Origin of the sequence: Pontibacter locisalis (assembly GCF_042684605.1) — a bacterium.
GTDB classification, from domain to species: Bacteria; Bacteroidota; Bacteroidia; order Cytophagales; family Hymenobacteraceae; genus Pontibacter; species Pontibacter locisalis.
In genome coordinates this window covers 28,994-42,861 of the sequence record NZ_JBHULU010000022.1, presented here as the reverse complement: position 1 = coordinate 42,861, position 13,868 = coordinate 28,994, and the positions used below count along the sequence as shown (strand labels likewise).

Below are 13,868 nucleotides of genomic sequence, written 5' to 3'. Positions count from 1 at the left end.
CTGAAGAAGTAAAGTATGGCAGTAGTAATGGAGCCTAAGATTTCAGACTACGTATTGATAGGTAATTCACGCGCAGCAGCCTTATTAAGCAACAAAGGCTCCATTGACTGGTGCTGCCTCCCTGAATTTGACTCGCCCAGCATTTTTGCAGCTCTTTTAGACCGGGTGAAGGGCGGCTGCTTTGCTTTAAGTCCTGAATCCCCCTACACCTCCAGCCAAAACTATCTACCTGACACCAATGTTGTGGAGACTGTTTTTGAAAACGATGACGGCAGAGTACGGCTGACCGATACATTCACCGCCATGGAGGAGCGTGAAAAAGAGAAGACACTCTTCCCCGATCATGAAATACTACGCGTAATAGAAGGCATTACAGGTACTGTGCGGATGAAAATGGAATATACTCCCAGGCCTTATTATGGTAAGAACACTCCTAAGCTGAATGACCTGAAGAAGCTGGGACTCTCTTTTTCATGGAAAGAAAACACCTATGTTCTCATTAGCACACTCGACCCTACCCAGATCACCTTAAACAAAGACAAAAGCAAGGCAACAGCAGAGTTCCAGGTGCAGCCAGGAGAACAGGTGATATTTTCCTTTAGCAATTCCAGCCAAAATCCAGCCATTATTCCTGAATTAAGGCTAACTACCCCCAAGCGGCTACAGGGTACCGTCTCCTTCTGGCATAAATGGATAGCCAGCTGTCATTACTCAGGCGTCTACAAGGATCAGGTGAAACGGAGCGCCCTGGTGCTGAAGCTTTTGACGCATGCCCCTTCAGGAGCCATTGTTGCTGCCCCTACCACCTCGCTACCCGAAGAAATAGGAGGCGTAAGAAACTGGGACTACCGATACTGCTGGTTACGGGATGCCTCCTTTACAATCCGGGCATTATTAAACCTGGGATTTGAAGAAGAGGCGCGCGCCTATGTCAGCTGGATGCTTCACGCCACCCAACTTACCAGGCCAAAGCTCCAGGTTGTCTATTCAGTTTTCGGGCACTCCTCCCTAGAAGAAAAGCAGCTTGACTGGTTAGATGGATACCAGAACTCTAAACCTGTTCGTGTGGGTAACGGAGCTGACAGCCAGCTACAGCTAGACGTGTACGGGGAGGTGCTTGATGGGGTGTATGCTTACTACTCCTCAGGAAATAACCTTGATCGCGAGACCAGGAAATTCCTTATTGGTTTAGGTGGTATACTATGTAAAATATGGGACCAACCGGATAACGGAATCTGGGAAGTACGCTCTGATATTGTTCATCATACCCACTCTAAAGTTCTGGCCTGGGTCGGCTTGGATCGCCTTATCAAACTTAGCGAAAAGCATAATTGGAAAGATGTGCCCCGAGAAAAGTTTAAAGACATAGCATCCCGTATTAAAGAGGCAGTTGAAAAGGATGGATACAACAGCATATTGAACTCCTATACCCGTGAATTCAACGGTAACTCTTTAGATGCCAGCCTGCTTACGCTTCCTCTCGTAGGTTACTGCAAAGCTTCATCACCCAGAATGATGTCTACTGTCAGTTTAATCTTGGAAAAGCTTACAAAGAATAACATGGTGTACCGTTACCTGAACACCAACGACGGGCTTAACGGGTCAGAAGGCACATTTGGTGTGTGCAGTTTTTGGCTTGTCGAGAATCTGGTAGCGTGTGGAAAGTTGGAAGAAGCAGTCAAGGTGTTTGAAACAATGATTGATCATGCCAGTCCGGCTGGCCTGCTTTCAGAGGAAGTAGATCCAGATACAAACCAACTGTTAGGCAACTACCCACAGGGCTTCTCCCACATTGGTCTTATCAATGCCGCTCTTACAATCAATAAAGCTTTGGAGAAAGGAGACAAAAACCATGAACATTGATAACCTGCTACTCTGGGGGTTTGCGGCCACCCTGATTCTAACCACTTTAATGGCCGCTTCGAAGCATTTCGGCCTTACCCGAATGGACATTCCTTTCATGCTAGGCACCATGTTTACTTCGAACCGGAACAAAGCCCCCTGGTTTGGATTTATGATACACCTTATGATGGGGTGGATATTTGCCTTTATCTATGGCTTGGCATTTGAAAGCTCCGGCTTACACACATGGTGGTTTGGCCTCGCAATCGGTTTTGTGCACGCGGCCTTTGTGCTGTCAGTAGGTTTACAAATCGTCAGTGCGTTTCACCCCCGGATGGCTCAGCCTTATCAAGGTCCTACGCCCACAAAACAGTTAGAGCCGCCAGGCTTCTTTGCCCTAAACTACGGGAAAGGAACACCTTTGGCCACGCTGATCGGGCATTTAGTCTATGGTGGCGTTTTAGGTCTGTTTTATACTTAAGTTACCTGTTTTCACCTCTCCGGCTTCCTGCTAGCTGCACCACTAGCTGCGCAATCTCCTCCGGCTTTTCCTCCTGCAGGAAATGTCTGGAGTCGAGCTTATGGACAGTGCTTAGATTTGCCGCCCGCTTAATCTCATTACCAAAGTGCTCATAATCCAGCGCCGGGTCGTCGGCTCCCCAGATGGCTTGTATCGGATAGTCCACATTCTGCACAGCCTGATAGCACAGCTGCTTAAACTCTTCCGACTTCTGGAAATTCCGCATAATCTTCAGAAAAGCTTTGCCCCCATCGTCGCGCTTAAGCAGGTCCACATAGGCGTATACTTCCTCTTTGGGCAAATCATCGGCATGATTCACACCTAGCTGCGAGAAAAGCAGATACCAGGTGGGATGTTGAATAGTCATTAACTCTGCCTCTCCCAGCAGCGGCTTTTCAAACGGACGCATTGGCAGGGGCTTTTGGAACTTGTCTACTTCTATCCAGGTGTTCAGGATGGTGAGTGAGAGCACCTTCTCTTTATTCTCTGCGGCCATCGCAAAGCCTACCGGACCGCCAATGTCATGTATAAGCAGGTGGTACTTTTCGATGCCCATCACTTCGGCTGCACGGGCACAGAAGCGCGCAAAGTTGTGGAAGGTGTACTCAAAATCCTCTGGTCTGTCTGATAAACCAAGGCCGGGCAGATCAATGGAAACACCGCGCATACCTTTAGCAGCCAGCGCATGTATCACCTTGCGGTACAGGTAAGATGAGGAAGGAACCCCGTGGATACAGAACACCACCTCCCCTTCGCCCTCATCCCGCACAAAGGTCCTGATGCCGTCTACTTGTATAAACTTACCTGCAGCTTGATGCTGTTCTATTACCTGCTCCACTGTTCTTTTACCGCTCATAGTCTGTTCAATTAGATGTATCAATTCATACTTACGGAACAGTTTCTGGCAGGTGAGAACTTTTTTATCCTCTAGATAGCAACATCTACTTGTACCCGCCGCTACTACTCATAAAACAGGTTATTACAGTATTTCTAAGCTAATCATTATGCGCTTTTGTCGTGGGGCAGACAAAAAGATACTCTGTATAACTGTAGGTTAGCTTGTGCAGTAAGTGTGTTATCATGCAAGATGAGTACGCTGTTTAAAAGTAAGTGCTGCGCTTTTAGTTCGCGTGTCCGCAACTCGTATTCTATCAAATCAGAAACTTTATGGCAAATCAAGATAAAGAATGCACCACCAGCCAATGGGACTTTAGCAACCTAAAGGCTTTGTTCCTGAACTGCACCTTGAAAAGGTCTCCTGAAAAGTCGCACACCAGAACGCTGATAGATGTTGCTGTGGCTGTTATGGAAAAAAACGGGGTAAGCACTGAAGTAATCCGACCGGTAGACTATAAAATTGCCCCCGGTGTGTATCCTGATATGAAGGAGCAGGGATGGGAAGAAGATCAATGGCCTGAATTGTGGAAAAAAGTGCAGGCTGCAGATATTCTCGTAATTGGCTCTCCAATCTGGTTAGGTGATAAATCCTCAGAGTGCACCAAAGTGATAGAGCGGCTTTACGGGCAGTCGGGCCAACTGAACGAGCAGGGCCAGTACATTTACTACGGAAAGGTGGCAGGCTGCATTATTACAGGCAACGAAGACGGCATTAAGCACTGCTCCATGAATATCCTGTATTCCATGCAGCACCTCGGCTGCGTTATACCGCCCCAGGCAGATGCCGGCTGGATCGGCGAAGCAGGCCCAGGCCCCTCCTACGGTGACGATGGAATTGGGCTTGACAACGATTTTACCCAACGCAACACCACCTTTATGGCCTGGAACCTCATGCACCTGGCGCGCATCTTAAAAGAAAGCAAGGGAATACCGGTGCACGGCAACCAACGCTCCTTATGGGAATCAGGCTGCCGCTTTGATCACCCGAACCCGGAGTATAGATAACCGGCATATACTTACCGATTCTATACAAATAACATGTCATCAGGATTCACAGGAACTATTATATGGAGTTAAAAACAACAACATTGGATCCCCTGATCAACCTTACCCGAAAAGAAAACGGCAATAAGGATCTGACAGACTTCGCCAATCACGTGACGGCTGGTTTAAGTCATACACCCAAAAAACTATCATCTCGTTATTTCTACGACGGGCCGGGCAGTGCGCTCTTCCAGCAGATTATGGAGTTGCCAGAGTATTACCCTACCCGCTGCGAGTACGAGGTGATTACAGAAAACAAATCCGCCATCGCAGCCCATCTGGCAAGCGAGGGGTTCTTCCATCTTATAGACTTGGGTGCCGGTGATGCCTTGAAAACAAAGATTCTTTTAAAGGAGCTTCAGGAACGCCGGGCTGCATTTGAATATCTGCCTGTAGACATTTCTGAGGACGCTATGCAACAGCTGAGCAGCAGTTTGGAAAAGGAAATACCGGGGCTCAACCATCAGGCTGTAGTTGGTGATTACAATGATTCGCTGGAGTGGCTGCAGCAAAATAAGTCTGGCCGAAAAGTTATCCTGTTCCTGGGGTCCAACATCGGCAACTTTGAGCACGAAGAAAGTCTGGGTTTCCTGCGTAAGATAAGGTCGCACCTGGAGCCGGGAGATAGCCTGCTGATGGGTATTGACCTGCGTAAAGATCCTGATACGATATTACGCGCCTACAACGATTTCGCCGGCGTAACAGCAGCCTTTAACCTGAACCTGCTGCACCGTATCAACAGGGAGCTTGGTGGCAATTTTGATGTAAATGGCTTTATCCACTATCCAATTTATAACCCGCAGGAAGGTGTGATGCGAAGCTACCTGGTAAGTAAGCAGGAGCAGGATGTGTACATTCAGGCAACAGGAAGATCATTTCACTTCAATGCTTGGGAAGCCATTCATACCGAGAGTTCTTATAAGTATACGCTGCCGCAGATCCAGGCTATGGTAGAAGCAAGTGGCTTTACGTTGGAAACAATATTCCAGGACAAAGAGGGATGTTTTGCTGACGTTATCTTCCATGCAGTATAGCTTCTAAAAACCCGTTAAAGCGTAAATTAAGGCGCTAGAATAAATAACGCTGATAGTGTCTATAAACTAAAGAAGCCGTGCTAAATACTAACACCGCTCCTCTAGAAACAATACACCAGCTATGGTTTCTTTTAAATTCAGGAATGATTTCCTTTGATCAGGTTATAAGCCGGCTTAAGAGAGGCAAAATTAATAACTGCCCCTGTCACACAGTACACGCAAACTTTTTTCTGCACAAAAGCCATCTTATACAAATATTGCGCAGCGCCTACTGCCTGCCCAAGTACAATGCCACTCAAAGCCAGGTCCAGCAGGCGTGAGCGCTTTTTGAAACGGGAACTTGCCATCGCCAGGAACATCGTGGCCGCATAAGCCCCCAGACTGATCACGCCATCCGGTATGCCCAAGATCACCGCATCCTTCGACGTGTTCACTTTAACGGTATCAAACACTTTTCCGGGCGGATCCGGAAGTTTTTTAAAATAGCCCATCTGCAGCAGAGAAATAAGGCTGAAGTCAGCTAGTCCTCCCGCAGCTAAGGCCGCTATATCGCGACGGTGCTCTGTACTATCACTTTTATCAGCGCGTATTTTATCAATAGTAGTCATTTTCATAGTATTATCTTATTTGTTCAGTTTACTCTACGAGTGGCTGCAGCGGGTTTGGTATCAGCAACACCCGCCACCGTCGTAGAACCAGGTAGAATCGGTGATGTAAATGTCTTCTCTGCTCAGGCTGCCTAAGGCCTTGGCTGTCTTATCGCAAACGGCGAGCGGCTGGTTTTGTAGCAGTGTGTGTCCTTTGCCGTCGTCAAAGTAATCTTCTGCTCCAAAGTAGATAGCGTGCTTGCCTGTGAATACACATGGGCCATCAGCCGGCATCGGGTCTTTGATGGCGCAGATTTCCACGCTTTCGATAAACACCAGCTTATCCGTATCGTACTGCCCCGGGGCCAGCACGCGGTAAGGTCTTCTGGCACGCACCTCCACAGTACCGAATCCTACCCTGGTGATCATGTCGATATACTGCTGCAAAGGCAAGGCACCGCTCAGGCACAGGGCACGTAGCCTGTCATCGTTCCGCAGGCTTTCGCTCATGTAATCCTCACTAGTAGGATCCGACAGCACCAGCCGGCCGTGCGGCTTCAGTACCCGGTACATCTCAGCAAGAGCCAATTCCAGTTCTTCTTCCTTAAAAATATTGAACAGGCAGTTTTGCGCAGCAACATCTATGCTCTCGCTTGCAACAGGAAGTTCTAGTGCATCCCCGTTTCGCAATTCAACAAAGTCTTTGTTAAACCAGCTATTTTGTTTTTCCGCTTCCTGCAGGTTCTCTTCACACACCTCCAGCATCCGCTCCACAGGGTCAACACCTACTACAGCACCGGGTCTGCGGCAGAAGTAGGAGAACTGCAGCAACTCCATGCCGCCTCCAACGCCTACATACAGCACGTTTGGGTTGTTGCTCAGGTCCCGCGGGTTTACCGTGGAGCCACAGCCATAGTTCATCTCCAGCATCTTAGACGGAACAGTAAGCTCGGGTAATTGCCAAACCGGCGTAGTGGTGCAGCAAAGTCCTTTCTGTGGGGTGTTGGCAGCTTCTTCGTAAACTAGTTTTGCTGCTTCTAAATAGTTACTCATCTATGTACATGTGTTTATATTATTTGAATAGGTTGATTTAAAACTCTTCACTTGGGTAAAGGTTTAGGACTATACTATATCAGGTTTATCAGCCAATAGGTAATACCGGCGCAAACTGCCGCCACCGGCAAGGTAAGAAGCCAAGACAGCAAAATATTAGACACCACCCGGTAATTCGCCCTACCGGTTACCGTACCAATTCCAAAAATAGAGCCTACCGAGACATGCGTTGTGGAAACAGGCATACCGTGTATACTTGCTGTTGTTACTAAAAGGCCGGTGATCAGGTTGGCTGTAAAGCCTTGCCCGTGGTTCATGCGGGTTATTTTTTTGCTCATGGTCAGCGCAACTTTTCGTGCATTCAGCAGGCCGCCCAGCGCAATGGCTACAGCGATAGCACCTATCCCCCATTCCAGCTTAAGCGCCTGCGCCACCAGCAGCAATCCCGCTATCTTAGGCGTGTCATTCAGGCCGCGGGCAAAACTCACAACGCCGGCACTCAGGAAATGGGCGCTGTCCAGCACCCTTTGCATGCCTATTCCTAAAAAATGCCCCTGGTACACCTGCTGGCAATGCTGCTGCTTGCCTATTTTCAGGGAAGTGGGTTGTAAAACGGCTATGGTTTGCAACATACTTCCGTTTGCAGCCAGAGCGCTAACAGGAACATATTCCTTTCCAACACATACGCAGGTTTCCTTTGTAAAACCCAGCCTGCTGCGGAGCCTGTTAAAGACAAAGTATAACAAAAGACTTAAGACAGCCGCTATCAGCGGACTCACCAGCAGCGGAACAAGAAACGTACTGCCTAGTTTAGCAAAGTTGAAGGAAGAACCTAAGGCAACAACGCCCGAACCAAACAAGGCCCCCACCAAACCGTGTGTCGTGGAGATGGGCATGCCTATTTTTGTGGCGATAAGCACTGCCAGAGCAGCTCCCAGGGCAACAGAAATGGCAAATTCGGGTCCTGTCAGTAAGGAATCTGGCACCAAACCTTTCCCTGAGAAATTCTTTACCAGCACACCAGCAAGGAAAATGGCAGCCAGCGATCCCATTAAAGTGGTTACAGTAGCCCAGGTAATGGCACTTTTGTAATTGGTGGTACCGCTGCCAAACAGCGTGGCTACTCCCTTAAAGTTATCATTGGCTCCGTTGCTGTAGGCTAAGAAGCAGGCGGCTATAAAAAGAAGTATGAGCATCGCTAACTGTTACAGGTCTATACTTATTTAACGGTCTCACCGCCACAACTTGAACCGGCACCTGCTGTGCAGCCGTAGCAATGTTGGTTGAGTACAATGTGTCGCTTGTCCAGCGGCTCGGCGTCAAATTCGCGGATGTGGCGGGGCATACCCTCCTCCACTTTCAGTTCCAGCATCTGGTTAAAGTCGCAGTCGTAGAGGTAGCCGTCCCAGCCTACCGAGATGGTGTTTCGGCACATTACGCCAGCGGCAGCTACCGGATTAAAAGCGTCTATCAGTTTCTGTATATAGTTCTCGTAGTTACCACTTCGTATCAGGTAATCGAGGTAGCGGCTCACGGGCAAATTCGTGATACAGAAAAGGCTGTTAAAATCGATGTCGTACCCACTCTTAAGCCGGCGTTTGAACTCTGCCTCAAGCGACTTCTGCCCGCTTGGCAGGAAGGCACCCGATGGATTAAATACCAGATCCAGTAGCAAACCTGTGTCCTCCTTTCCATAGCCAACATCATTGAGCATCTGTAGTGCTTTTATTGATTTCTCGAACACGCCATCGCCGCGCTGTGCATCGGTACGGGATGCCTGGAAGTATGGCAAAGAAGAAATAACATGAACGCCATGCTCCTTAAAGAACTCCGGCAGATCGTGGTACTTTTTGTTGGCAAGTATAATCGTAAGGTTGCAACGCACGATCACCTGCCGCCCCAGCTTCGAGAGCTCTTCTACAAACCACCGGAAGTCCGGGTTCATCTCTGGAGCACCGCCTGTCAGGTCTACAGTTCCGATATTCGGCGACTGCTTTATGGCATCCAGGCAAAGCTGCATCGTCTCGCGCGTCATGATCTCTTTACGGTCCGGCCCTGCGTCTACGTGGCAGTGTTTGCAGGTCTGGTTACACATTTTGCCAACGTTAATTTGCAGAATAGTAGTCCCTGTAGAAGTTAGTGGGTAAAGTCCGTATTCATCAAGTTTTTCAGCAAAGGCCTGAAACTGGCTCCCGTGCAAGGAGGGTTGTTGCAGCACAGTTAGCTGCATGAGCGGATCTGCCAGTTCGTGCGCTTGTCTTTTCAATGATTTTATCATCCGAGGTATAGGTTACATGGTCAGTTCCTTTAATTTGTTCATCATCTGCACACCGTGCACCAAAGCTGCACCACCTTTAATGGCAGCGGCTACATGCACGGCTTCCATCATCTGGTTCTCGTCTGCACCTTTCTGCAAGCAATCTGTAGTATAGGCATCAATGCAGTAAGGGCATTGCACGGCATGAGACACAGCCAGGGCGATCAGGGCTTTTTCACGTTCTGTCAAAGCGCCTTCTTTAAAAACCTCTCCATAGTAATCGAAGAACTTGCGACCCAGCTTCGGCTGAAGCTCAGTTATACCTCCAAACTTTTTAAGGTCGGCGGGATTGTAATAGGTATGTTCCATTTGTGCGGTGTTATGTATTTTCTATACTACCCTATAGCGAGCAAAGCAAGCCTACAGTTTTTCGATGGTATACAGCTCAGTTGCGATAGCATGAAGCTTTATAACCTAACTTAAAGGTATAATGCTATTTAGTCACTTATTGTCGTGGTACTGACAAATAGTGAAAAAGGACAATAGATAGGGATTGTCTGCGCTGAAGATTAAAATGCTCAGGTCAGGTTTGTCTAAGAAAAAGGGTAGGAAGCGTCAGAGCGCAGTAGTCTGGAATTACCACAGGCTGTACCGCAGTATGAACGTACTAAGCCTACTTCACTGCTGTTTGTTATTGGATTGTTAAAGTATAGCTATGAATCCAGTATTCTACAGAATTAGAGTTTGTTCAGACATTTAATGTAGATACGGTGCCTGTTGTAGGTTATAATTTCAGATTTTTCAAGGTTACTTAGAACGGTTGTAACAGTTTGGCGGCTTGTAGCAGTCATCTTTCCTATCTCGTCATGTGTTAGTTGCACATGCACAGCCATTTCATTCGGATTGTTGCCCACAACATAACCGTGTTCAAAAACCAGGTCCCGTATGAAGTCCCTCACACGCTCCTCTGCTGTTCTGAACATCAGGCGCTCCAAGTGACGCTGTAATTTTTCTAACCGCTGCCCAATCGTCTTCGTGATCTGTAAAAGCAAAGCAGGATTATCTTCTACCACTTTCCCAAACGCGTCTATCTCAAACCTGCATATTAGTGCTTCCTCTCCAACTACAGCTATTTCTTCACGAATTTCTTTGCCAGCTACTGAAAGCTCTCCGAAAACCTCTCCCGGCCCGAGTACAGCCAGTATGATCTCTTTGCCACTATCAGAGCGTTGCAAAATTCTCACTTTCCCCTCTTTTACCAGGTATAAGCTATCCGCTGTCTGTCCGGAAGTATAAATAACCTGCCCTTCAGGTAACCTCTCCATAAGCGCAAGCTTCCCTAGCTTCATTCTGTCTTCTTTAGTCAGAACATCGAAAAAGCTGAAATTCTCCAAATACCACTGAACAGTTTTAGTAGCGATAGCCATAGGTGCAGGTTTATACTTATCAAAAGTACAAAAATTGTCAAAATTTTAGATTAGCTTATACTATAAATATTAGCTCCCGCTTTTATAGAACTCATTTTTATAATCGATTATAGCACCTATGAGAGAGGCATGTACAAAAGCCTGCGGCACGTTACCCAACCACTCCCCTGTTTCCGGGTCTCCTTCCTCAGGCATTATGCCAGCGTCGTTCATAAAATTCAGTACCGCCCCGATGATCTGCTCAAACTTCTCCTTATCCTGCCGCATCACCCAGTACTGGGCTACCCAGCAGGTGCCGGCCAGAAAGGCGCCTTCTTTGCGGGAGTCATAGTCAACAAGATGGCGACGGTACAGGTTTTGTTGGCAATACTCCTTTTCCAAACGTTCTATGGTTTTAAGCATCTGCGGCGTATCTGCCTCTATAAAACCCCACACAGGAAAAAGGGCCGCCGTCACGTCTACATCCTCGCTTCCGGCATAAACCGCGTATGCACCGTCAGATGTAATACAATTCTCGTCAATATACTTTCTGATCTCTTTAGATGTATCCTGCCAACGTTTTTTCTGTGCTTCATCCTGCGAGTGCTCGGATATATAATGCAGGCTAATAGAGGCCACTACCTTACTAGAAGTATACTGATGCTTCTGTGTTTCCTCCCAAATACCATGGTCAGGCTTCTCCCAGTTATCCACCAAAAATTCAGCCATTTGTTCTACCGTATCCCAATGCTCGCGGGTGTCGTACCGATTGTAGATCACTTTGGCTGCGATGATCACATTACTATTTGCATCTAGCTGCAGCTGGTTGCTGGCTCCGTTGCCGTACTGCACAGGCTTGCTGTTTTTGTAGCCTTTAAAATCCAGTTCCTGCTGCGTTCCGGCAGGTTGCTCATCGAGGGTAAGCATGGGCACGACGGGTTTAGGTATGCGGTGCATGGCCGAGCACATAAAGCTCAAGAACTTGCGTTCTTCTTCGCCGTCGCTTCCTGCCCGTGCCAGGGCGCTTACAATCATGGCCGCATCACGAAGCCACACATAGCGGTAATCATAGTTTCGCTCACCACCCGGAACCTCGGGTAAGGACGTCGTAGCTGCTGCAATAATGCCGCCATTCTGTGCATACGTAAGTAGGCGCAGCAATCGCAGCGAATTACGAACCTGCTCTTCATATGGTCCTTTGTATGTTATCCGCTGGGAAACTTTTCTCCAGTTTTTCAAGGTCAGCTCCCTTGCCTCTTCCATCAGTTCTAGCGGCCGGTCCAGGTATTTTTCTGCCAGTATAAACCAAGCTTTTTCGCCTGCAGGAACATGGCAGATAATGATGTCATCCACTATTTCCATTGGGTGTGAGGCATGCACATGAAAATCAAACTCCAGGGATACATGCCTTTCGCCTAATACTTCCAGTTCTGGTTTCCGCCTGTTATAATTTGGCCTGTAAGCTATTCTTGTTGTGTAGGAGACCGGAGAGGCAGAAAGTTCGCGGCAAATACCATAAAAGCTGGCATCCAAAGGCATCCAGTCCTCCAGCAAAAGGCTACCACTCTTATGTGTAAGATAAGTTTGTAACACAGCGCTGTCCTCCAGGTAGTTTCTTTTTTCGAGCTCAATCCCTTCCACCTCCAAAGACCATGAGCCTCCAGCTTCAGCATCCAGTAAGGCAGCAAAGTAAGAGGGGCTGTCAAAGCGCTTAGGACAGTACCACACAATGTTTCCACTTTTATCTAACAAGGCACAGGTACGCCTGTCACCGATCATGGCCAGATCCTGAATGTTTATATGCTGCGTTTTCATTACCCTATAGCGATTTTTCTAAACTTATTTTTGCTTTAAACCATACTTCTAGACTTAACCTCCCTTCAAACTGTGCAGGCTATAGCTTAAGCAAAGGGTTACCACAATACTGCATAGTTCTACTAATTACGTCAATTAGTAGAACTGCAAATGTCGTTGCAGCGACAAAAAGCCAATTGAGGTTGTGAACACGAAGCTTAGGCACGTACATCTCATATTTTTCGTATTACTTTAATACCTAATTAGCGAAGAAGCAGTAACCAAAAGCATAAAATAAAAAGTATGGCTCAAACGAAACTATGGCACCTGGAGAACTTTAGCATGCTGCACATCCTTACAAAACAGGAAATGCAGGCGCTGGATAAAATGGCAGTCATGCGAAACGCACCCAGAAACCAGGTGATCTATTTTCCGGAAGACACTTCTGATACTGTATTTCTATTAAAACAAGGCAAAGTAAAGATCTCACGCATATCGGAAGCAGGTAAGGAAATGATACTGGCCATACTTGGCCCGGGGGAGATTTTTGGAGAGCTTTCCATTACAGGACAGTCAAAACGCGAAGAGATAGCCGAGGCCACAGAAGATGCCGTCATCTGCTCGGTAAGTATTGCCGATTTTCAGCGTATGATGGAGATGAACCCTAAATTTAACCTGCAGGTGACTAAATTCATCGGGTTTCGGTTAAAGAAAATACAATCAAGGCTGGAGAGCCTGATTTTTAAAACCGCTGAGCAGCGCGTACGTTACCTGTTGAAAGAGCTGGCCGAGGAGCATGGTCGCCAAATCATCAATAACCCGGAAGAACGTGTTGTTAAAATGCGTCTCACCCACGAAGACATTGCCAAGCTTTCCGCCACCAGCCGGCAAACGGTTACCACCGTGTTAAATGACTTGGAGAAGCACGGTATCATCAGTTATGACCGCAGTCGCATTTTCGTTAGAAAATATAGCGAACTATAGCAGGTTATTACAGTTGCGGTTCCTTCCTTAATGGTTCAAACATGGTGCTGTTTTGTTAATTCCAGTCACTTAATATGTCGCGTTAGCAGCATGCTTTCTGTAATGCCTCATCCAGCCTGCTCTTGAGCTGGTCCAGTGATTTCATCCGGTTCAGCTCCTCTGCCTCCAGAAGCACCTCAATGCGGTTTTCACCGGTCTGCAGAGCTACCAGCGGATAAGTGTCACGAACGGGCGCAAACCGCCATTCATTTCTATATATAAACTCCACCGGCATTGGCAACTGCTTTATATATTCACTCCACGCCTTCTGCACGGTAAATTTGCCGTACGTCAACGCGCAAAGGCTGCAGGCATAGGTTTCAGGAGAAACAATCTTATGCGCGAAATCAGTCAGCTTATTAAACAAACCTGTCTCTGAGTTGTAAACGAAAATCAGCTTCTGCTCCATTT

General features: G+C 47.5%; 14 protein-coding genes. 5 read left to right on the top strand and 9 right to left on the bottom strand.

Features of this window, described 5'->3' with window-relative positions; all coding sequences use genetic code 11:
- Positions 1-15 precede the first annotated feature (15 nt).
- Both ACFSRY_RS18240 and ACFSRY_RS18235 read left to right on the top strand, forming a co-directional pair.
- Positions 16-1,863 (top strand): glycoside hydrolase family 15 protein, encoded by a 1,848-nt coding sequence (locus ACFSRY_RS18240; protein WP_377511378.1) that lies wholly within the window; start codon positions 16-18, stop codon positions 1,861-1,863.
- Entirely contained in the window at positions 1,853-2,323 is a 471-nt protein-coding gene (locus tag ACFSRY_RS18235) for a hypothetical protein (RefSeq protein ID WP_377511375.1), read from the top strand. The genes ACFSRY_RS18240 and ACFSRY_RS18235 overlap by 11 nt, the downstream gene beginning before the upstream one ends.
- Before the next feature lies 1 nt (position 2,324).
- On the opposite strand, the gene ACFSRY_RS18230 is transcribed toward ACFSRY_RS18235, so the two are convergent.
- Positions 2,325-3,218: an alpha/beta fold hydrolase gene (locus ACFSRY_RS18230; RefSeq protein ID WP_377511372.1), complete on the bottom strand. Its 894-nt coding sequence runs from the start codon at positions 3,216-3,218 to the stop codon at positions 2,325-2,327.
- A gap of 311 nt (positions 3,219-3,529) precedes the next feature.
- Here ACFSRY_RS18230 and ACFSRY_RS18225 point away from each other — a divergent pair, with 311 nt between their 5' ends.
- Together ACFSRY_RS18225 and egtD are read left to right on the top strand one after the other, a co-directional pair.
- On the top strand, positions 3,530-4,264 hold the full coding sequence (locus tag ACFSRY_RS18225; protein WP_377511369.1) for a flavodoxin family protein: 735 nt from the start codon (positions 3,530-3,532) through the stop codon (positions 4,262-4,264).
- Between the two features lie 62 nt (positions 4,265-4,326).
- A complete protein-coding gene (egtD, locus tag ACFSRY_RS18220; RefSeq protein WP_377511366.1) occupies positions 4,327-5,337 on the top strand; it encodes an L-histidine N(alpha)-methyltransferase in 1,011 nt (336 codons plus the stop codon).
- Between the two features lie 137 nt (positions 5,338-5,474).
- On the opposite strand, the gene ACFSRY_RS18215 is transcribed toward egtD, so the two are convergent.
- The 7 genes from ACFSRY_RS18215 to ACFSRY_RS18185 all read right to left on the bottom strand — a co-directional run bounded on the left by ACFSRY_RS18215 (position 5,475) and on the right by ACFSRY_RS18185 (position 12,455).
- Positions 5,475-5,951: a vitamin K epoxide reductase family protein gene (locus ACFSRY_RS18215; protein ID WP_377511363.1), complete on the bottom strand. Its 477-nt coding sequence runs from the start codon at positions 5,949-5,951 to the stop codon at positions 5,475-5,477.
- A gap of 54 nt (positions 5,952-6,005) precedes the next feature.
- Positions 6,006-6,977: an arsenosugar biosynthesis arsenite methyltransferase ArsM gene (gene arsM, locus ACFSRY_RS18210; RefSeq protein ID WP_377511360.1), complete on the bottom strand. Its 972-nt coding sequence runs from the start codon at positions 6,975-6,977 to the stop codon at positions 6,006-6,008.
- Positions 6,978-7,051: 74 nt separating this feature from the next.
- Complete coding sequence (locus ACFSRY_RS18205; protein ID WP_377511357.1) at positions 7,052-8,173, bottom strand: inorganic phosphate transporter; 1,122 nt, start codon at positions 8,171-8,173, stop codon at positions 7,052-7,054.
- Between the two features lie 23 nt (positions 8,174-8,196).
- Positions 8,197-9,252, bottom strand: coding sequence for an arsenosugar biosynthesis radical SAM (seleno)protein ArsS (arsS, locus tag ACFSRY_RS18200; protein WP_377511606.1), 1,056 nt, complete (start codon positions 9,250-9,252; stop codon positions 8,197-8,199).
- A gap of 15 nt (positions 9,253-9,267) precedes the next feature.
- Entirely contained in the window at positions 9,268-9,603 is a 336-nt protein-coding gene (locus ACFSRY_RS18195; protein WP_377511354.1) for an arsenosugar biosynthesis-associated peroxidase-like protein, read from the bottom strand.
- Positions 9,604-9,971: 368 nt separating this feature from the next.
- The gene (locus ACFSRY_RS18190) at positions 9,972-10,661 is read right to left on the bottom strand and encodes a Crp/Fnr family transcriptional regulator (protein ID WP_377511350.1); all 690 of its coding nucleotides are present in this window, start codon (positions 10,659-10,661) and stop codon (positions 9,972-9,974) included.
- Positions 10,662-10,730: 69 nt separating this feature from the next.
- Positions 10,731-12,455 carry a glycoside hydrolase family 15 protein gene (locus tag ACFSRY_RS18185; protein ID WP_377511347.1) on the bottom strand — a complete coding sequence of 575 codons (1,725 nt, stop codon included), beginning with the start codon at positions 12,453-12,455 and terminating at the stop codon, positions 10,731-10,733.
- A gap of 282 nt (positions 12,456-12,737) precedes the next feature.
- Between ACFSRY_RS18185 and ACFSRY_RS18180 the strand changes: the two genes are divergently transcribed.
- A complete protein-coding gene (locus ACFSRY_RS18180) occupies positions 12,738-13,418 on the top strand; it encodes a Crp/Fnr family transcriptional regulator (RefSeq protein WP_377511344.1) in 681 nt (226 codons plus the stop codon).
- An 82-nt stretch (positions 13,419-13,500) separates the two neighbouring features.
- On the opposite strand, the gene ACFSRY_RS18175 is transcribed toward ACFSRY_RS18180, so the two are convergent.
- Entirely contained in the window at positions 13,501-13,866 is a 366-nt protein-coding gene (locus ACFSRY_RS18175) for a hypothetical protein (protein WP_377511341.1), read from the bottom strand.
- Positions 13,867-13,868 lie beyond the last annotated feature (2 nt).

Bases quoted from the DNA above. Each gene is read 5' to 3' on its own strand.
- ACFSRY_RS18240 (WP_377511378.1), top strand. From the start codon at position 16: ATGGCAGTAGTAATGGAGCCTAAGATTTCAGACTACGTATTGATAGGT.
- ACFSRY_RS18195 (WP_377511354.1), bottom strand. From the start codon at position 9,603: ATGGAACATACCTATTACAATCCCGCCGACCTTAAAAAGTTTGGAGGT.
- ACFSRY_RS18205 (WP_377511357.1), bottom strand. From the start codon at position 8,173: ATGCTCATACTTCTTTTTATAGCCGCCTGCTTCTTAGCCTACAGCAAC.
- ACFSRY_RS18230 (WP_377511372.1), bottom strand. From the start codon at position 3,218: ATGAGCGGTAAAAGAACAGTGGAGCAGGTAATAGAACAGCATCAAGCT.
- ACFSRY_RS18190 (WP_377511350.1), bottom strand. From the start codon at position 10,661: ATGGCTATCGCTACTAAAACTGTTCAGTGGTATTTGGAGAATTTCAGC.
- arsM (WP_377511360.1), bottom strand. From the start codon at position 6,977: ATGAGTAACTATTTAGAAGCAGCAAAACTAGTTTACGAAGAAGCTGCC.
- ACFSRY_RS18180 (WP_377511344.1), top strand. From the start codon at position 12,738: ATGGCTCAAACGAAACTATGGCACCTGGAGAACTTTAGCATGCTGCAC.
- ACFSRY_RS18225 (WP_377511369.1), top strand. From the start codon at position 3,530: ATGGCAAATCAAGATAAAGAATGCACCACCAGCCAATGGGACTTTAGC.
- ACFSRY_RS18185 (WP_377511347.1), bottom strand. From the start codon at position 12,455: ATGAAAACGCAGCATATAAACATTCAGGATCTGGCCATGATCGGTGAC.
- ACFSRY_RS18215 (WP_377511363.1), bottom strand. From the start codon at position 5,951: ATGAAAATGACTACTATTGATAAAATACGCGCTGATAAAAGTGATAGT.
- ACFSRY_RS18235 (WP_377511375.1), top strand. From the start codon at position 1,853: ATGAACATTGATAACCTGCTACTCTGGGGGTTTGCGGCCACCCTGATT.
- ACFSRY_RS18175 (WP_377511341.1), bottom strand. From the start codon at position 13,866: ATGGAGCAGAAGCTGATTTTCGTTTACAACTCAGAGACAGGTTTGTTT.
- egtD (WP_377511366.1), top strand. From the start codon at position 4,327: ATGGAGTTAAAAACAACAACATTGGATCCCCTGATCAACCTTACCCGA.